13 protein-coding genes are annotated in these 19,587 nt (G+C 46.7%); 6 read left to right on the forward strand and 7 right to left on the reverse strand.

Annotation, left to right across the window (positions count from 1 at the left end):
• Positions 1–208: 208 nt before the first annotated feature.
• On the forward strand, positions 209–1,249 hold the full coding sequence (add, locus tag AC0VYA_RS12015) for an adenosine deaminase (protein ID WP_475488402.1): 1,041 nt from the start codon (positions 209–211) through the stop codon (positions 1,247–1,249).
• Between the two features lie 233 nt (positions 1,250–1,482).
• Positions 1,483–2,484 carry an NADPH-dependent aldehyde reductase Ahr gene (ahr, locus tag AC0VYA_RS12020; RefSeq protein ID WP_475488403.1) on the forward strand — a complete coding sequence of 334 codons (1,002 nt, stop codon included), beginning with the start codon at positions 1,483–1,485 and terminating at the stop codon, positions 2,482–2,484.
• Positions 2,485–2,557: 73 nt separating this feature from the next.
• On the opposite strand, the gene AC0VYA_RS12025 is transcribed toward ahr, so the two are convergent.
• From AC0VYA_RS12025 to AC0VYA_RS12045, 5 genes are all read right to left on the reverse strand, one after another.
• Entirely contained in the window at positions 2,558–5,695 is a 3,138-nt protein-coding gene (locus tag AC0VYA_RS12025; protein WP_475488404.1) for an efflux RND transporter permease subunit, read from the reverse strand.
• The gene (locus AC0VYA_RS12030; protein ID WP_475488405.1) at positions 5,692–7,269 is read right to left on the reverse strand and encodes an efflux RND transporter periplasmic adaptor subunit; all 1,578 of its coding nucleotides are present in this window, start codon (positions 7,267–7,269) and stop codon (positions 5,692–5,694) included. The genes AC0VYA_RS12025 and AC0VYA_RS12030 overlap by 4 nt, the downstream gene beginning before the upstream one ends.
• Positions 7,266–8,729, reverse strand: a complete 1,464-nt coding sequence (locus tag AC0VYA_RS12035; protein ID WP_475488406.1) for a TolC family protein — start codon at positions 8,727–8,729, stop codon at positions 7,266–7,268. Before AC0VYA_RS12035 ends, AC0VYA_RS12030 begins: the two co-directional genes overlap by 4 nt.
• 213 nt (positions 8,730–8,942) lie before the next feature.
• Positions 8,943–9,386, reverse strand: a complete 444-nt coding sequence (locus AC0VYA_RS12040; protein WP_232283221.1) for a hypothetical protein — start codon at positions 9,384–9,386, stop codon at positions 8,943–8,945.
• A 259-nt stretch (positions 9,387–9,645) separates the two neighbouring features.
• Complete coding sequence (locus tag AC0VYA_RS12045; protein WP_475488407.1) at positions 9,646–10,830, reverse strand: cation:proton antiporter; 1,185 nt, start codon at positions 10,828–10,830, stop codon at positions 9,646–9,648.
• A 662-nt stretch (positions 10,831–11,492) separates the two neighbouring features.
• Here AC0VYA_RS12045 and AC0VYA_RS12050 point away from each other — a divergent pair.
• Positions 11,493–11,759: a DksA/TraR family C4-type zinc finger protein gene (locus AC0VYA_RS12050; RefSeq protein ID WP_006990895.1), complete on the forward strand. Its 267-nt coding sequence runs from the start codon at positions 11,493–11,495 to the stop codon at positions 11,757–11,759.
• A gap of 462 nt (positions 11,760–12,221) precedes the next feature.
• Positions 12,222–12,833 (forward strand): lysozyme inhibitor LprI family protein, encoded by a 612-nt coding sequence (locus tag AC0VYA_RS12055; protein ID WP_475488408.1) that lies wholly within the window; start codon positions 12,222–12,224, stop codon positions 12,831–12,833.
• Positions 12,834–12,903: 70 nt separating this feature from the next.
• On the opposite strand, the gene AC0VYA_RS12060 is transcribed toward AC0VYA_RS12055, so the two are convergent.
• Positions 12,904–13,824: a carbon-nitrogen hydrolase family protein gene (locus AC0VYA_RS12060; RefSeq protein WP_475488409.1), complete on the reverse strand. Its 921-nt coding sequence runs from the start codon at positions 13,822–13,824 to the stop codon at positions 12,904–12,906.
• A gap of 158 nt (positions 13,825–13,982) precedes the next feature.
• Here AC0VYA_RS12060 and AC0VYA_RS12065 point away from each other — a divergent pair, with 158 nt between their 5' ends.
• Entirely contained in the window at positions 13,983–16,061 is a 2,079-nt protein-coding gene (locus tag AC0VYA_RS12065) for a 2,4-dienoyl-CoA reductase FMN-binding domain-containing protein (protein WP_475488410.1), read from the forward strand.
• A 126-nt stretch (positions 16,062–16,187) separates the two neighbouring features.
• On the opposite strand, the gene AC0VYA_RS12070 is transcribed toward AC0VYA_RS12065, so the two are convergent.
• Positions 16,188–17,165 (reverse strand): DUF2608 domain-containing protein, encoded by a 978-nt coding sequence (locus AC0VYA_RS12070; RefSeq protein ID WP_011575194.1) that lies wholly within the window; start codon positions 17,163–17,165, stop codon positions 16,188–16,190.
• Positions 17,166–17,422: 257 nt separating this feature from the next.
• On the opposite strand from AC0VYA_RS12070, the gene AC0VYA_RS12075 reads away from it, so the two are divergent.
• Positions 17,423–19,564 (forward strand): TonB-dependent receptor, encoded by a 2,142-nt coding sequence (locus AC0VYA_RS12075; RefSeq protein ID WP_475488411.1) that lies wholly within the window; start codon positions 17,423–17,425, stop codon positions 19,562–19,564.
• The last annotated feature ends 23 nt before the right edge of the window (positions 19,565–19,587 follow it).

Below are 19,587 nucleotides of genomic sequence, written 5' to 3' on the forward strand. Positions count from 1 at the left end.
GTTAATCCTGGCCCTTGCACCATTTTTGTACATTTGACTGCTTTGCCGGCAAAATTGGTGCAGGTATCACTGCTTTATCCCAGCCGTACTTTATAATTCTCTTTTAAATGAAGGTCATAGCCAAATATATCTCGGGCATGAACTTTGCTGTATACGTTAGCGCATTGTAAATTTGCTATTTATTCAAATAATAAAAAGGACACGTCCATTGCAAACACAACCACTCGATATACAGCAATTCATTTCGGATATGCCAAAAGCAGAGCTGCACGTACACCTTGAGGGCACTCTGGAGCCTGAACTAAGTTTTGCCTTAGCAGTAAAAAACCGTATTCCGTTGGAATTTGACACCCCAGAGCAACTCATCGCCGCGTATGATTTTCACGACCTGCCTTCATTTTTAAAAATTTACTACGCGGGCATGAATGTACTGATAAAAGAAGAAGATTTTTATCAGCTTACCTGGGACTACTTGACCAAAGCAGCCAGCGAAAATATCGTCTACGCAGAGCTATTTTTTGATCCCCAAGCGCATACATGCCGTGGGGTAAGTTTTGAAACCATCATTACCGGCATTCATAAAGCGCAGTTAGATGCAGAGCAAAAGCTTGGCATTAGAAGTCAACTGATTATGTGCTTTTTGCGCGAGCTTAGCGCTGAGTCAGCAATGGAGCACCTTAAACTTGCTATGCCCTATCTACCATGGTTAGTGGGCGTGGGGCTAGATTCTAATGAGCGCGATAACCCACCCGCTAAGTTTGCCGAAGTGTTCGAATATGCCAAAGCGTTGGATCTAAAGTTAACGATGCATTGCGACGTCAATCAGCACAACACTCTGGTGCACATTAAGCAGTGCTTGGACGACATTCAGGTTGACCGTATCGACCACGGGGTAAATGCCCTACAAGATCCCGCTTTGCTAGAAAAGATTAAGCACAAGCAACTGGGCTTAACCGTATGTCCTATTTCCAACCGATTCGTGGTGCAATCATTAACCTCTAATGAGGTTCGTCAAATGCTTGAACATGAATTACTGGTTACCATCAATTCTGATGATCCTGCATATTTTCGCGCCTACCTAAATGAAAACTTTATCGAGCTACAAAAAGAAGGGCAATTTAGCGCACAAGAGATGGTTACTTTAGTAGAAAATGCCTTCAAAGTTTCATGGTTAAAAGACACTGAAATCAGTCAATATCTTTATCAGGTAAGCCAGTATGTAAAACAAGCTGAATACCAAGCGGCTTAAGCGATTTCTCGCTAATTTAACGCCAATTTAGCGCTTATTTAGCGCTGTTAACCATAGAGCTTATTGTGGGTGACGCTAATGGTCATTAGCCTTATTTTCAAGAAGCTAAACGGATGTATAACTGATAACCGCGAACGTTTATCAATGGTTGTGATACACATTTTGATTGTTATCCCCGCGCTGTGAAGCGCACTATAAGGGGATAACTTCAAATGAACCGTTAAGGACCAACCATGATAAAGGCCTATGCTGCACACGAGCCAAAAGGCGAACTAACCCCCTACGAATACGACCCGGGCGAACTAAAACCGAACGAAGTCGAACTTGACGTTATGTATTGCGGCGTGTGCCATAGTGATTTGAGCGTCATTGATAACGAATGGGGGATCAGTAAATACCCAGCAGTAGGCGGTCATGAAGTAGTGGGGAGAATTCGCCAAATCGGCGATGCGGTAAAAGGCTTGAAAGTCGGCCAAGTTGCAGGCTTAGGCTGGCATGCTGGCTATTGCACTCATTGTCACCAATGCGACACTGGGGATCACAATTTATGCGCCAAAGCACGACCGACGATCGTTGGTCATCACGGCGGATTTGCCGACAAAGTTCGTGCCCAAGAAACCGCTGTGGTGGTTATTCCTGATGGAATCGATCTCGCATCAGCTGGCCCTCTATTTTGTGGCGGCATAACGGTTTTTAACCCCCTAAGCGAGTTCAATATCAAACCCACGGATAAGGTGGCGGTCATCGGTATCGGCGGTTTGGGGCACCTTGCCTTGCAGTTCTTAAACGCGTGGGGCTGTGAAGTCACCGCATTTACCTCAAGTGAATCCAAGCAAAAAGAAGCGCTGTCATTAGGCGCTCACCGCGTTATCAATTCCCGAGACAAAACCGACATCAAACAAGCCGCAGGGGAATTCGACCTTATTATTTCAACCGTGGCAGTCACACTGGATTGGGAAGCATATATAAGCACCCTAGCCCCTCGAGGACGACTGCATTTCGTTGGCGCCATTACCGAGCCGTTAAACATCAGCGTGTTCTCGTTAATGTCGCAACAGCGCAGCGTGTCAAGCTCACCAGTTGGCAGCCCAGCAACCATCGCAAAAATGCTTGAATTCGCTAAGCTGCATGACATTAAGCCCGTTATCGAAACCTACTCTTTCGATGAGATAAATCAGGCACTCGAGCACCTGCGTACAGGGGATGTGAAATACCGCATTGTTTTGAAGCGCTAAGCGTTTGATGCTATAGCATCGCGCCCTTAGGCTATCTGCCCAAGGGCGCAATGTGAATCCCTTCGATACTAAATCAGCCCCGAGGTGGTGAAGTTTCAAGGTCCTGTTTGCGCCACAAGAAATACACGACCGGCACCACCAGTAAACTCAATATCAAAGCACTTGCCATGCCACCCACCATTGGGGCAGCAATTCTACTCATCACCTCAGAGCCGGTGCCACTCGCATACATCACAGGGAGCAAACCTATCACTATCGTTGCCACTGTCATCATGACAGGGCGCACTCTTAATCCCGCTCCGTGGATAACACTCTCTCGTAGATCCGTTAAGGTTATGTGCTTGGCATCGCGAGCCGCATTTATTTGCAATTGCGCATATGCCTGATTCAGATACACCAACATGATGACGCCTATTTCAACCGCCACCCCCGCCAGCGCGATAAAACCGACGCCAACCGCCACAGACAGATTGTACTGCGCTAAATACAGTAGCCACACACCACCTATCATCGCCAGTGGTAACGTACCTAAGATGATGGCAACCTCGGCAAAGCGCTTGAAATTCAGATATAACAACAAAATGATGATCGCCAACGTCAGCGGTACGACATACGTGAGCTTGTCTTTTGCACGCTCAATGTATTCGTATTGACCGGCCCACGTGACGCTGTAGCCAGCAGGTAAGTCTAGCTTCTGTGCAAGTAATGCCTGACCATTTTCCACGTAGTGGCTGACATCGATATCTTGAATGTCGATAAATATCCAGCCATTAAGACGAGCATTCTCACTTTTGATTGCCCCTGGACCATCGTCAAGATAAACCCGAGCCACCTCACCTAAGGTTATATGCTGCCCATCTGCTGTCACAATGGGTAGCAAACTAATTTGCTCTGGTGAATCTCGATAGGCCTCTGGGTAGCGAACATTGATAGGATAACGCGCTAAACCTTCTACCGACTCACCCACATTAACGCCGCCTATCGCCATTGATACATCTTGTTGAATAGCGCGAATGCTCAAGCCATATCGGGCAGCGGCTTCTCTGTCTATATCAAGCTTGATATAACGCCCTCCCACTGCACGCTCGGCATATACCGATGCTGAGCCTTGCATAGGCGTTAATAACCGCTCGATGTCTTGCCCTATTCGTTGAATGACGTCTATGTTCTCACCCGCAACTTTGATGCCCACAGGGGTCTTTATACCGGTCGCTAGCATATCTATGCGAGTTTTAATCGGCATCACCCAAGCGTTAGTGATCCCGGGAAGCTGCAATGCGTCATCCAGAGCGTGGCGAATATCGTCTTTTGTCATGCCTTCGCGCCATTCGCTTTTAGGTTTGAACTGAATGAATGTTTCAATCATGGTCAACGGCGCAGGGTCAGTGGCGGTGTCTGCGCGGCCTATTTTACCAAACACGTTTTTTACCTCTGGTACGGTGCGTATAAGTTTGTCAGTTTGTTGTAATATTTCTCGCGCTTTGCCGATAGAAATACCGGTATACGTGCTGGGCATATACATCAAATCCCCTTCATCCAGAGGCGGCATAAATTCAGAGCCAATGTGTTTAAGCGGATAAAAACCAACCACTGTAATCATACCCGCTGCCACTAAGGTTGTTTTTGGATAGCCCAAAACGGTTTTTAGTGCGGGCATATACAAGGCGACCAAGCCGCGATTAATCGGGTTTCTGTGCTCACTTATGACTTTTCCTCGTATGACATACCCCATCAGCACAGGCACCACACTGATGGCTAAGCCGGCCGAGGCTGCCATCGCGTAGGTTTTGGTAAATGCCAACGGTGCAAACATTCGCCCTTCTTGTGCTTCAAGCATGAAAACCGGTAAAAAGCTGACGGTGATAATTAACAGGCTAAAAAACAATGCGGGCCCGACCTCAGAGGCAGACTTGGCCACAATATCCCACCGATTGGCGTCTGTCAGTGGTGTGTCTTGCATATGTTTATGCATGTTCTCAATCATCACTATCGCCCCATCGGTCATCGCCCCTATAGCGATAGCAATTCCTCCAAGAGACATAATGTTGGCGTTAATGCCCTGCCAATACATGATCACAAACGCCACGAGTATCCCCAGGGGTAAACTGACAATGGCCACTAAAGATGAGCGAACATGAAACAAAAACAATGCGCACACTAGCCCCACAATCAACAACTCTTCTAGCAGCTTGGACCATAAATGCGTGACAGCGCTGTTGATCAACTCTGAGCGGTCGTATACCGGCACCACCTCTACACCAGCAGGTAGGCCTTGCTTAAGCACCTCCAGTTTTGCTTTAAAGGCTTCAATGGTCTTTTGCGCATTTTCGCCAAAACGCATAACGGCGATACCGCCAACGACTTCCCCTTCACCGTTTAGCTCGGCAATGCCTCGGCGCATCTGAGGGCCTAGTGCAATACTCGCCACATCGCGCAACAACACAGGTACTCCCTGCTTGTTAACACCAAGTGGAATGCGAGCAAGATCGTCACGTTGTTGCACATAACCATTAATTGAAACCAAATACTCAGCTTCGGCCATCTCAACCACTGACGCCCCCACTTCCTGATTGCCTTGCTGTATCGCGGTTTGTATTAAGCTTAACGGAATATTGTAAGCACGCAGTTTATTCGGGTCGACCACCACCTGATACTGCTTAATCATGCCGCCAATAGCAGCGACCTCGGAAATACCCGGTACGGTTTGCAATTCGAATTTTAAAAACCAATCCTGTAATGCCCGCAGCTCGCTTAAATCATGTTGCCCGCTTTCGTCCTTAAGGGCATATATATACACCCAGCCCACGCCTGTAGCATCAGGGCCCAATTGCGGTTTGGCTTGCGACGGCAAATTGGGGCTCACCTGAGACAAATATTCCAGCACCCGCGTTCGGGCCCAATATGGGTCGGTATCGTCACTAAAAATAACGTATACGTAAGAGTCGCCAAAAAATGAAAAACCACGAACGGTTGTTGCTCCAGGCACAGACAACATGGCCGTGGTGAGCGGATACGTTACTTGGTCTTCCACTACTTGTGGAGTTTGACCGGGATAGCTGGTTTTAATAATGACCTGCACGTCAGATAAATCAGGGATCGCATCCACAGGCGTATGCTTGAGACTAAAAAGCCCCATGCCAACCATCATCCCTGTTAACAGCAGCACTAATAGCCGATTGTTTACGGACCAACGAATCACATGCACAATCATGGTGTTTCCTCATCGACGAATGAGAGCTTAGTGATCACAAAGTCACCGTCACGTATTTCGAAGGTAAATTGAATCGCCTTGGTTTCTTGCAGCCTATTAACTTGGGCGTGTTCAAGCTCACTACCCAGCACAAAGTTCATCGTGGTTGGCCCGCGATTCCATTTTTCAATCCCGGCGCGACTGATATTTACCTGCCTAGTAGACACATCAACGCTATTAATGACACCGCGAACGCTTGCTCGCTGAATATTTGGCTTGTTCGCATCAAAGTGGGTATCCATATCAGGCATGTCTTGCGTATCAGCCATGCTTTGCATGTTTGGCGCACCATTGGGCTCATAACGCTTAAAATCTGACGAAATACTGCTCTGTGAATCCAATAAAAACTGCGCCGAAACTACCACCTCGTCTCCCGCTTGAATGCCACTTAGTATTTCGATGAAGTCCCTGTTCATGCGCCCAAGCTTGACCTGTATAGATTTAAAATAACCATCTCCTAAAGCGAGTACCACGCGATCCTGAACACCCGTTCGAATAACGGCGCTACGCGGCACAAGTACCACGGGCAGGCTTGAGTTTGCCTTGATCGTAATATTTGCGAACATATTTGGCTTTAGCAGGCGATCGGGATTTTCGAAACGAAGACGCACACGTAAAGCCCGGGTTGTTTCATCTAACGACGGATAAATATAATCCAATTTTCCTTGCCATCGTCGCCCTGGTAAGTACCCCACGCTCATCGTCACCCCAAGCCCTTCTTCGAGCAAGTCAACTTGTTGCTCGAAGACTTCAGCCTCTACCCAGACCTCATCCAAACTGGCAATCGACATCAAGGTTGTACCCGGCTCTACATAAAACCCGTGGCGTATTTTAAGGTGTTCCAGCACCCCAGATTGAGGCGCGTAAAACGTCACGCTTTGCATTACTTCATTGCTACTATCAAGTTGGACTAATGCTTCTTGTGGCATGTGTAATGACTGCAACCGTAAACGCGCTGCTTTTATCAAAGCGTGGCTCTTACCTTTTTTCGCTAGTAAATACTCTTCCTGAGCACTGACCAACTGAGGTGAATAGATGCCATATACTTTTTGCCCTTTGGTAACAGCTTCACCTGCGGTGCTGACATACAAGGCATCAACCCAACCCTCAACTCTTGGGTGCATATGCACAATTTTGTCTTCGTTATAGCCCACGTATCCCACTGTTTGAATAGTGTTTTCAAGGGGGGCACTGCGCGCAAAGTCTGTACGTACACCTAAATTGTTCACCACATTGGGTGACACTTTTACCCGTCCTGCCTGCTCACTTTGCGAAGTGCCACTGCCATCATCGCCAGCACCATAAAACGGAATAAGATCCATGCCCATGGGGGATTTACCCGGTTCATCACGGCGGAAATTTGCATCCATTGGCGCCACCCAATACAAAGGCGTTTTTTTAGGTTGCGTTTGGGCGGAATCACCTGAGTGACTCATACCCGTATTCGATGCTTGCTCGTTAAACTGTGTGTAAATAACAAGGGCAATAACTGCACCGGCAACAAACGAAATGGTGACACTGAAAAAGGGTTTCATGGGCGATTTTCCTGATCATGCGAAGACAGCAGTGACTGCCCAGGTAGAAAATAGTTAATTTTAGCGCGCACTTTTTGCTGCTTTACCACTAATGCAAGACGTTCAAACTCCGCCTCGTTAGCTGTGATCAATACCTCTGATGCCAGTGCTAAACTGCCGTAGTCGTGACTTAAATTCGCCACGCTAACCTCTTTTTGCTCAGCAATATTCGGCAGAATAACCCCCTCGTAATGCGCTACACGCTTTTGGTATTGGCGGTATTGCACCGCTAAGTCATTTAATTGCCCCACCATTTCACGCATAACCAAGCGATACTCTGTTCGCATCGCTTCTTTTTGATGATGTGCAGCAGCCAAAGCATTATCTTGTTTAGCACGAGAAAAAAGCGGCATGTCCATGCTCACACTTACTGACCAGAAGTCAGCGCGACGTTGATTGAAGGCGTCATCTTGACGATAGGCGTAACCTAGATTTACCCCCCACAGCGGAGCATATTGTGCTGCTGCTAACTTAACGTCCCCTTCGCTAGCGCTAATAGATTGCTGCGCGGCTTTAGCTCGGGGATGCTGCGATACGACCGCCTGTAATGTGTTCAGCGTCGCTTGTGCGTTTATGGGTTCGTGTACAACGAAGCTAGGCACTGCAGAAAATAATGGCAGGTGCTGATGTGCCGCCTCATCTAAATGACAGGCTTGTAATTGCAAAGACGGCGGCACTTCGTCATGGGCAATTGTGGGGTTGTTATCATCATATCCATCTTCCCGAGCTAACCATTGGCACAACTTGGCTTGTGTTGAACGTTTGCTGCTATTGATTTCAACAATTCTGTCGTCCACTTTGGCCAAGGTGAGTTGCGCCATCAGCACATCATTTTGGGTGGCTCTGTTACGGCGACTGGCAAACGTGGTCGCGTAATTCGCTTTACTAATATCAATCAGTTGCTGCAATGTCTCTCGCAACTGCAAAGCCAGTGCAATCTCTTGATTTGCTTGGTATAAGTCTAACCACATCAGCGTCACGGTTAATGCGACTTGCTTCAAACGATCGTCACGCAGAAAAGGTTGAACAGCAGCAAGTTGTTGGTAACGCTGGCGGCTAATACGGCGACTTTGACCACGGGTGAACGATTGCTTCACCCCCACCTTAAACTGGGTCATGGGCTCTTGATCTAGCGCAAAGCCGTCGCTAGGTACGTTCAATAAACCAAATGACAGTTCAGGATTAGGTAAAGAATCACTGGCCAGCCCTTGAGCACGCAACGCGTATTCTTTTTGTTGGCTACCGTCTAACCATGGGTCTTGCTGCTGGGCTTGTAAAATGGCTTGGGATAAAGACATTCCCCAACTCATTGATGATGCAAATACTAGGGGTAACAGCAAGCAAGCTGTAAGCAGCACTTTGTTTTTGACTTGACCCAATACCTTGATACGTAGAGGGTGCACTAAAATAGTCAACGTCATGATGTGTCTCGACAAACATTTTTAAGCGATGCGATCTGAGCGCTTTATTCTGCGCATTATATTCTGCGCTCTTACACGGTAAGAGGTGCATAGCACAGGGCGCATAGTCAGTTTCACATCGCTTGCGTTATTTCGAAGAGAAAGAGTGAGTCATTCACCTCGCTTTCTCGATTAAAACAATATTTGGGCAAATTTAAGCCCAATTAGATTGTGTTAACCGCTTATGGGAGGGCGTTTTGCTCTAGATTGGAAGGGGTTCGCGGTAGAGAACAAAACACTGATGATTTTGTCGTCTGAGCGAAAGAAAATCATATCAGTAGTAGAGGCAATTATCACCCCTGCACCGCAAGCACTTTCGGGACAATGGCAAGAATCGGCAGTGTCTTCGTCGCAGCACGCCATTTGCATATCACTGGCCTGAGCCTGGTGGTCGCTGGCGATACCTGACTTAGCGAGCGTGTGCGACGCCTGCATCAAACACGGCGCATCGTCATCACTTTGGGCGGTATTTAGCGTTTGATTTTGAGTATGCGAGCGCGGCATGGAAGCATCATCAGCGCCCATTTGCATGCTGATACATGTCATTCCATTCACCCCAAAAGATTGCATGGCAAGCAGCAATACGATCAACAGGTAAGATGTAAATTTATGACTCATGAAATGCAAATACTCATCTTGTGCACTAAAAATTCGGCGTCGATATGCCAAGTAACCTTAGTTTATCCTTTAATTACGGTAACTTGCACGACAAATTTGCAGGCGTATTGTTAATGGTTGTGTTGGCGCTTATTAATTCGTCAGCACCATAGCGACAACAAATTGTCGGCGCATTAAGCTTGCTACGCGCCGTCATATTCAATACCGCCGCGTTTAGCGCTGCTGTATTACAGTCTATTGCTTTTGACTCTGTCGCTTTCTACTCTTCACCTCTCGGCTCAACTGCTCTAGGCAGTGACGGCAATACCTTACGTGCCAAAGCCACCCAAAACGGACTGGCAAATAAACTCAGGGCTATCACTGCCACGGTCACATGGTAACCATAATCACTGATAAGCTTTGATTGGCGGCCAAGCGTAGCCAATATAAAGCTGAACTCCCCAACTTGAGCAAGCATCGCCGCAGCATAAAGGCTTTTTGTCCAACTGACGTGCAATAAGCGCAGTGTGAAAGTCGCTATCAAGGTATTACCCACCAGCACCATGAGCAGCAATGAGATTAATAAGGTGCTGTTTTGCACGATAAACTGCACGTTTAGCAACATGCCGATAGACATAAAAAATAACGCAATAAACACCACATGAAAGGCTTGTAAGCTGCTTCTGATCCACATCGAATCTTTCATTTTCGCCACCAGCATGCCGCCAACAAAGGCACCTAGTGCAGTCGATAAATGCATCAACCCAGACAACAAGGCTAAGCCAAAACAACATAAAAGCGCGCCAAAAACTTGAAGTTCGTGGTTCACCTTAAGCTTATTCAACCACGTGAATTCAATGTATTCTTGATTCAGCAACCAACGTACTAGTAACAACACACCTATGCCCGCCCCAACCTGCATGGCGATCACATCGGACTGCACCCCGGTTTCATCCATCATGCCAATCACAATGACCATGGGGATCACAGCCAAATCTTGCACCAGTAACACGCCTAACACATGCTGACCTTGCTCACTATGCAACTCGTTGCTGTCTTGCATCAATTTAAGCACCACAGCCGTACTACTCAAACTCAGCACAAAGCCCAATAACACGATACGCTGCAGCGACCAATCAAGCAGACTACCGACCAAGTATACGCATGCCACACACAGAACAATTTGTAATCCTGTGCTGCCAATAGACACCCGCCAACTACGCCGTAACTTATCAGGGCTCACCTCCATACCGATGAAAAAAAGCAGCAGTATGACGCCGAACGAGCCCATGGTCTCAATCACATTAATGTCGTTAATTAGGCCTAAACATTGGGGGCCAACAATCAGCCCCGTCACAATATAGGCCAAAACAAGAGGGAGCTTGAAATACCTAAAGGCAAGTGAAAGAAATAGTCCAATCAAAGTGGTTCCCACCACTGCGGGTAGAATAGGGTCAAAATGCATAGTGCTCAATTTACAAGTTTTTTCATCTACTAAAAAGACAGCGGCTAGGCCAAAGGTTCCCGTTTGACAAGCTTTGTCACACTTTTGAGTAGTCGCACAAACGCCGTGCTGACTGTTCGTACTTAGCAGTGTTAGCGCTATCCGATAGGCAGCTATGTGGTGTAAATCGACAAGGTTGCATCTTGTTTTGTTGGTAGGCTGCTCAGAGACAGCCTCAGGGCTTTGATAATTGATGTACTTTATCGACGCATTTTTTTGACTTACTTTATTGGCGTACGCTATTGGCGCACTCTATTGGCACTCTTTGTTTGGCGCACTTCGTTGAATGAAGTATGAAAAATGTTCCCTATCAGGTGTAGTTGGTACTCAAAGACAACCAAAAGATTCAAGGCTTTTTGCACATCATTTAGCGCTGTCATCGGCTGGAAACCTTTATTCTAGGACGCTAAGCCCCAAATGCTAAATCCGGTATTTTCCTTGCTACTTTGAATCTAGAAGTGAGTTGCTGCTGTTGACGTTAGCACCGCATAAATTGAATTACAGAGAACTAAACGTCTGAAAGACAGAGGATTGCGGATTGCGGATTGCGAATGGAAAATCAAAAATCGAAACTCGCGCATTATAAACACGACAAAGAGTGCAAAAAGTAAACGGGAGGTAAAATGGCTGGTGGTTGGGCAAAAGACGGTGCAGTACAAGACCAGATAGACGCGAGCGTTGAAGAAGCGGTAGCCCGCGCAAAGAGTCAGATGTTGAAAGGCGAAAGTGCTGAATTCTGTGAAGAATGTGATGAACCTATTCCTGAGCGCAGACGCGTCGCATTACCCGGGGTTCAGTTGTGTATCAATTGCCAAACAGAGATAGAAAAGCACGCAAGTGTTACCTCCTCTATTAATCGCCGCGGCAGTAAAGACAGCCAATTAAGATGATCCGCAGCGCTCCCCATCATAGCTTTGCTGCCTGACATCGAATTGACGATTGGCTTATCAAGCTCGCCACCTGAAATCACAATGCTTGACTCTGAGGTTTGATATATATGGTCTTTAAAGCTATCTGAGCCAACTGGTGTAAACCAAATTGGGTAAAGTGAATGATGTAAACCGAATTGCTTAATGCAGATGATTTACACCGAATATGCAAAACAAACGCGTTTAAGCCAGAGAAACCAAACACAGCTCTTATAGCCACGTAAGGCTAATCCCCCAGTCTACATCGTATGGCAGCATGGGCGTTTTTATCCCTTGCCATTTTAACGTCAATTTTTACTGCTAGCATGGCTGCTGGTAAGATGGCTGTCCTAATGAACATGGTTTTTTATCGCGACATATCGCATGTGAAATACAGCTTGTTGAAAATAGCGCGCGAAATACAGGGCGTAATAAGGTCAATACATGAATAACAAAAATGGCTTAAGCCAGCTGCAAGAGTCCACTTTCAGCAAAATATTTACACTACTCGCTTTGAAATTAGGCTGCGCAACAATCCTGGCAATGATGGCCAGCAATACATTTTCAGCTAGTTTTAATTGCCAAAATGCGGCCCAAACTGACGAAAAAATAGTATGCGGAAGTACAGAGCTGTCAACGTTAGATGAACAACTTAGCAAACGGTACAAAGTCGCCATCGCTAACAATCAAGCTCAGCCGACAAAGAAACTTGAAATTCAGCGCAGCCAAACCCATTGGCTTTCACAACGCAAGGCGTGTCATTTCAGTTTTGATTGTATAAAGCGAGTTTACCGAAAAAGGATCAATTCACTCATCGCATTGTCTCGCACCGAGAGTGCTTTTTCTTGGGGTGGTAACTATCGCCAAACACCAAGTACCAGCGCAACGCGTTTAGGCTCAGCAAGAGAGCGACAACCTATCAAAGTGCTATCACAAACTGATGTCATGCTTAATGGCTACCCTTGGTTTCAAATTGAAATCGACGGGCAAAAAGCCTATCAATGGGGCGGGATCATCTGCGATCCCCTCTTCCCAAATACAACCTTTTGTGAATAAGCTGGTTTTCTTACCGCATCACAAATAGGGGCCTGTAACAATAAAGCGCATACTGATTTTAGCCATTAAATTATTGTTCTACTTCAAACGGCGGTCTTGGGCGCTCGTCCACCATCAGTTTAAACACATCAGGGCGCGAGTAATGCCCTGCAGGGTCTAAATCGTAACGCGCCTTAATGATGTCATCTAAGTCGATTTCAGCGCTGATCAAGCCTTCTTCGTTATACAATGGCCCAGCGAGTATTTCGCCCATTGGCGATACGATCATGCTGCCACCACGAATTAATGGCTTGTCCGCTGGCCATGCCTGATCGAGCATTTCGCCCTGCTTAGGTGGCCCTTGATATTGGCAGGCGCTGACCAGAAAGTTCCGTCCTTCGTAGGCAATGTGGCGCATACTTGCCTGCCAAATATCTCGGTCGTCCACGGTAGGTGCGCACCAAATATCCATACCCTTGGCGTACATAGTGCTGCGAAGCAATGGCATGTAGTTTTCCCAGCAAATGGCAGCCCCCACTCGCCCTGCCGAGGTATCCACAATAGGGATCGTCGAGCCGTCGCCCTGGCCCCATATTAGGCGCTCGCTAGCGGTTGGCATGAGTTTTCGATGCTTAAGCACCTCCCCCGCCTGAGTGATGAATAACGCGGTGCAATATAAAGTACTGCCGCCCCGTTCAATAATGCCAATCACCACAGCAGTATTACATTCACGCGCTAATTCGATTAAGGCTTGCACCTCAGGGCCATCTATTTCAACCGCTTGCTTAAAATAAGCCATATACTGTTCGCGCCCTTGTTCGGTGCGATAACCCACACGCGTGCCAAAATCAGAGCCTTTTGGGTAACCCCCTAAAAGGGCTTCAGGCATCACCAATACATCACACTGGCTATTAATAATGGCGTCTTTAAAGCCCAATATCCGCTTTAGCGTGTCGCTCGTGCCTAAGGCAGATGAGCCAAGTTGTAATGCTGCAATCGTTTTAGTGTTCATTAATATGTGTGCTTCCCAATATTCCCAAGTCGTAACGTGAATGTGCCGCATTTTTCAACGTGCTGTCAATATGCCTATTCATGCTTAGCAGTTATCCCCTCACTTGCACTGGTGTGCTGTGGGCCTTACTCTAAGATAAAAAATAAAAAGGCCTAACCATGACAGCACAAACAGTAACACCTGAAACAGAAAACCACGCTGGAACACAGGAACAGAGCGCTTCTGCTTTTCCGAATTTACTCAGCCCATTGGACTTAGGTTTCACCACATTAAAAAACCGCACGCTGATGGGCTCAATGCACTTGGGCTTAGAGGAAGAAAAAGGGGGTTTTGATAAGTTAGCCGCTTTTTATGCAGAACGTGCCAGAGGCGGTGTCGGCTTAATCGTTACCGGCGGCATAAGCCCTAACATTGCTGGATGGGTAGCCCCGTTTGCTGGGCGCATGAGCAGTTTGCGCCACGCCAAAAAACATAAAGTCATTACAGATGCGGTGCATCAAGAAGGAGGCAAAATTTGCATGCAGATTTTGCACTCAGGTCGCTACGGTTACCATCCGTTTAATGTCTCTGCGTCAGCAATTAAAGCGCCTATTGCGCCATTTAAACCCAAGGCACTCACCTCACGTGCAGTTAAACGCACCATTGCCGATTATGTGGCCTGTGCAAGTTACGCCCAAGTCGCCGGGTACGATGGTGTGGAAATAATGGGCTCTGAAGGCTACCTGATAAACCAGTTCTTCTGCGAGCGTACCAATCAACGGGATGATGAATGGGGCGGTAGCGTAGAAAACAGAGCCCGCCTAGCCGTTGAAATAGTCACCCAAACACGGCAAAAAGTCGGTAGCGATTTTATCATCATCTATCGCTTATCCATGCTGGACTTAGTAGAGGGCGGAGCACCATGGAGCGAGGTGGTTTACCTAGCTAAAGCCATTGAACAAGCTGGTGCAACGCTTATCAACACAGGGATTGGCTGGCATGAAGCGCGAGTACCTACCATAGTTACGTCCGTTCCCCGGGCAGCATTTAGCTGGATTACGCAAAAGATGAAAGCTGAGGTTTCGCTTCCGCTCATCACCACCAACCGCATTAATACTCCTCAGATCGGCGAAAAAATATTAGCTGAGGGCCAAGCCGATATGGTGTCGATGGCGCGCCCCTTCTTGGCAGACTCACAGTTTGTCGCCAAGGCCATGCGCGACGAATCAGACCAAATCAATACCTGTATTGCCTGCAATCAAGCCTGTTTGGATCATGCCTTTGCCCAAAAGCGAGCCAGTTGCTTAGTCAACCCACAAGCGTGTTATGAAACTGAACTTATTTTCAAAACAGTCTCAGTCCCAAAAAAACTGGCGGTCATTGGAGCAGGCCCTGCAGGTTTGGCGTTTGCAACCTATGCTGCACAGCGCGGCCATGATGTGCACTTATATGATCAAGCATCTGAAATTGGAGGGCAATTTAATTACGCCAAGCAAATCCCAGGCAAAGAAGAGTTTTACGAAACCTTGCGCTATTACGCCCGCATGATTGAGGTATACGGAGTGACCTTACATCTAAGAACCGTGGTAAATGCAGGGCTGCTGGCTGAGCAGAAATTTGACGAAATAGTCATGGCGACCGGCATTAAGCCTAGGCATTGGGATATTGAAGGCAGTGACCACGAAAAAGTCATGAGCTACATAGAGGTGCTAAGAGATCACAAACCGGTCGGGCGAAGAGTAGCCATTATAGGTGCCGGTGGCATTGGTTTTGATGTGGCTGAATTTCTAGTAGAAGACGAAGCCCTGACCACCCACCTTGATAAGTGGTTAGCGCATTGGGGAATAGACAAAACCATGACTCACCCAGGAGGGTTGACAGCACCTCAACTATCAGAAGTAAACCGGGAGGTGTACTTGCTGCAACGCAAATCGAGCAAAGTTGGTGCGGGACTGGGTAAAACATCCGGCTGGGTGCACCGTGCATCACTCGCCCACCACAATGTGCAAATGATCAACTCAGTTGAATACGTCAAAGTGGATGATGCGGGGCTGCATATTAATATTCAAGGTAAGCCACGCGTATTAGACGTAGACCATGTCATTGTTTGTGCTGGTCAAGAGCCACTAAGAGAACTTCACAACGGCTTACTATCCCTAAGTGTACCTGTGCATATTATTGGCGGCGCTGATGTTGCAGCAGAATTAGATGCCAAGCGGGCAATCAGGCAAGGTGCTGAGCTGGCAGCTAAAATTTAGCGCCTTTAGCACACGCTAGTACTCTTAGAAATGGCAATAAAAAAACCGCTAACGGATGAGCCATAGCGGTTTTGTTTTATCTTTTAGTAAACGCCTCATGGCAGTGTAAAGATGATTGATTGGCAATCAATAATCGCATTGGCGCTGATTGATATGCTTTGCCCTATCAGCAAAGTGTGCACTGAGCAAATCGCTTAACGCCTCACGTGCGGCGTTGGCTTGCGCCACTTCTTCGTCGGTTACCGTCTTTGCTATACGCGTGTAGTGATAACCATAAAAATTCACACCGGCACTTTTAAGGGCATTAGCCATGTTGTCAATATTGTGCTGCTTGTCATCCACAAATACCACTGAGGAATACTCATGACCTGTGCGTGCCAGTAAATCAAGCAACATTACGCCTTTATTCATGCCTTGGACCATAAATACGCCGTCCACATAGCTCACATTTGCAGTACGCCCACCGAGGGTATAGTCATAATGCAAGCCAACATCAGGTGAAGTTAAAGACTTATCGCTAAAGTCCAGTTGGTTGCGCGCTAACTCACGCATGGTGCCCGCACGATAGGCTCCAGAGCGTGCGGTTAAAATAACCACGTCGTTGCTCACACCGTTCACCAATGTCGCCATATCAGCTTGCGTAGGTTTGTTCACCGCTATTTCAAACACCATGCCTAAGGTATCGAACAAACAATTCACTTTTTCGCTGTCTTGGGTAGCAATGACTTTACCGCTAGGACTAATGGCTCGGCCTCGTTGCCAGTCATACCATTTATCACTTCCAAAAAACTCCGTCGCGGTCAGCAGGGTGTCGTCTATATCAAATACCAGCAACGTAGATTGTGCGTCTAAGGCATTAGCCTTATTAACGGCATCTTGTAGGTCATTTGATGAGTAGACCACATTAATGATCTGTCCGTGCTCTATGCTTGTCGCGGTAGCACTTTGCACGGTAGAGGCTTGCGTATTGCCATTACTGCTTAGGCCTGAGGCGCAGCCTCCTAAAAGCAGTGAAACGCTGAGCCCAAACATACCGGCATACATCAATGATTTACGCTGCAGGCGCGTTACATTGGCCTGATTTACACTAAGGTTTTTAAGCATTATTATTTTATCGTTCTATGCAAAATAGGCGAAGATAATACAACACTTACCGTATATCGTGTAGCCACAATTCCGCGTTAAAGTAGTGAAACCAACTTATTAACTCGTTATTTAACAGTATATGTGGCTAGGCTTCTGCACACCCCCTATCAAATTCACATGTTAATGAATAACAGAAAAGTTCAACTTTAATTTGTAAATGATAATAATTAGCATTAACATCCATACACTTTTTCATGACCCTAAATGGATATTCAATGCGGTACACCTGTTTAACACCTATCAGCTATTTATCAATCCTCAGCGTTTTAGTTAGCACAGCACTTCAGGCTCAAAGTAACACGCAAAACGATAACCCAACTATCGAGCGTATGATAGTGACGGGTAGCCGTATTATGGAGAGTATTGATGAAGTGCCTGCATCAATCGTGATCATCACCCAGCAACAAATTCAAGATCAGTTAAAAGTAACCAGTGAGTTACAGTCGCTACTATCAACACTTGTTCCAGGTCTAGCACCATCAACTGGCACGTCTAGTAATTCAAGCCAAACACTACGAGGCCGCGCCCCTTTGATCATGATTGACGGCGTGCCTCAGTCCACACCATTACGTAACGGTTCATTGGGAGTACGCAGTTTAGATGCTAGCACTATTGAGCGTATCGAAGTCATTAAAGGGGCAACTTCGGTATATGGTAACGGCGCTGCTGGGGGGATTATTAACTACATCACTAAAAAAGCCGCCAGTGATAAAGCGATGGCCGGTCACGTCACCATTTCTTCACGTTTTAGTGCGGTAAAACTCGAAGACACCTTAGGTAGTCGGGTGGATGCGGGCATGAATGGGCAGCTAAATAAATTTAGCTATGTACTTAATGCAAGCTATGAAGAAAGCGGCGTTCAACGGGATGCACAAGGCGATATTCTCGGTCTAACTTATGGGCTATCGGATACTAATTCGCAAAATTATTTTACTAAATTTGGTTATCAGTTTGATGACGAGAAGACGCTACGCCTGACCTACAATTATTTTAAGTCAAAGCAAGATACTGACTTAATTAATGTGGTTGGCAATATCAATTCAGGCGATAAAACGTATGCTATTGAATCCCCCGACGGCTCGTCTATCGTCGGTGAACCTCAAGGCCCAGAAAACCACAATGTCATGCTGAAGTACTCAGATGACGAGATATTTAGTCAAACCCAATTAGTGGTCGATGCATACACCCAGCGGATTGAAAATGTTTTCTTCTTTTCGACAAATCTAGCCAACCCAGAACAAGGATTTGATGGAGGCCAATCCATTATAGAGTCTGAGAAAAAAGGCCTACGGGCCACATTTAACAGCCAGTTTACCTTGCAGGACATTGATACCACGTTAATTTACGGCATCGACGCATTAAACGATGTTACCTCACAGCCATTAGTCGACGGCCGTGTATGGGTGCCTGAAATGGATATGGAAAACATCGCTGGGTTCGTGCAAGGCAAATGGATTGTAAATGATGACATTATTATCAAAGCCGGCGTTCGTCATGAAAACATTGATTTAAAAGTGGCTGATTTTAGCACCCTTCGCTTGTGCCGCACGGCCGACCAATGCTCAGTCGCCTTTGACGTCGTCGGTGATACCCTCAATTACAAAGCCACTACCTACAATGCAGCCATTCGCTATAACTTAAGTGATGCATTTAGACCCTTTATCAGTTATTCGCAGGGCGCAGACATCTCAGATACCGGCCGCCTGCTGCGCACTGCAACCGTCACTGACATCGCCCTTATTCGTACCCAAGCCTCAATTATTGATAACTACGAACTCGGTTTTACGTCTGAAATCGACGCCCTACGCGTCGAGTTTTCCGCCTATCGCAGTACGTCAGAGTTAGGCACGACAAATTCTTATGATGCTGAGACCGGGGTATATTTACCCGTTCGTGCCCCACAAGAAATATATGGCTACGAAGCGTTGGCCACTTATAAAGTGCAGTCCAATTTAGACCTGTCAGCGACTTACTCTTGGGTTGAAGGTAAAAATACTGAATTAGATGTGTATTTAGGAGGTAAAGATATTGGTGCTCCAAAAGGCACCTTTAATGTAAATTGGCAACCCGTTGATGGTGCTCGCTTGGCACTAAATTACTTATACGTAGGTTCACGAAAACGCTTTGGTCAAGTTGATGGCGAATATATTGGCGATCAGGGGCCTGTTGATAGTTACCAGTTGATCAATATTAACGGCAGTTATGATTTAGGTAATCAATGGCAAGTATTTATGGGCATTGAAAATCTGTTGAACAATGATTACTACCCTGCTCGCTCACAAGTCTATACCTACGACGGATATAACCACAAAGGCTTAGGAATGACCGTTAACCTTGGCGCGACTTACCAATTTTAACGCACCCCATGGTCGCGCCCATT

The sequence above is a fragment of the Paraglaciecola sp. QJM3NY_14 genome, from assembly GCF_056173245.1.

Coding starts and splice junctions, on each gene's coding strand:
- ahr (WP_475488403.1), top strand. CDS start 1,483: ATGATAAAGGCCTATGCTGCACACGAGCCAAAAGGCGAACTAACCCCC.
- AC0VYA_RS12025 (WP_475488404.1), bottom strand. CDS start 5,695: ATGATTGTGCATGTGATTCGTTGGTCCGTAAACAATCGGCTATTAGTG.
- AC0VYA_RS12030 (WP_475488405.1), bottom strand. CDS start 7,269: ATGAAACCCTTTTTCAGTGTCACCATTTCGTTTGTTGCCGGTGCAGTT.
- AC0VYA_RS12035 (WP_475488406.1), bottom strand. CDS start 8,729: ATGACGTTGACTATTTTAGTGCACCCTCTACGTATCAAGGTATTGGGT.
- AC0VYA_RS12040 (WP_232283221.1), bottom strand. CDS start 9,386: ATGAGTCATAAATTTACATCTTACCTGTTGATCGTATTGCTGCTTGCC.
- AC0VYA_RS12045 (WP_475488407.1), bottom strand. CDS start 10,830: ATGCATTTTGACCCTATTCTACCCGCAGTGGTGGGAACCACTTTGATT.
- AC0VYA_RS12050 (WP_006990895.1), top strand. CDS start 11,493: ATGGCTGGTGGTTGGGCAAAAGACGGTGCAGTACAAGACCAGATAGAC.
- AC0VYA_RS12055 (WP_475488408.1), top strand. CDS start 12,222: ATGAATAACAAAAATGGCTTAAGCCAGCTGCAAGAGTCCACTTTCAGC.
- AC0VYA_RS12060 (WP_475488409.1), bottom strand. CDS start 13,824: ATGAACACTAAAACGATTGCAGCATTACAACTTGGCTCATCTGCCTTA.
- AC0VYA_RS12065 (WP_475488410.1), top strand. CDS start 13,983: ATGACAGCACAAACAGTAACACCTGAAACAGAAAACCACGCTGGAACA.
- AC0VYA_RS12070 (WP_011575194.1), bottom strand. CDS start 17,165: ATGCTTAAAAACCTTAGTGTAAATCAGGCCAATGTAACGCGCCTGCAG.
- AC0VYA_RS12075 (WP_475488411.1), top strand. CDS start 17,423: ATGCGGTACACCTGTTTAACACCTATCAGCTATTTATCAATCCTCAGC.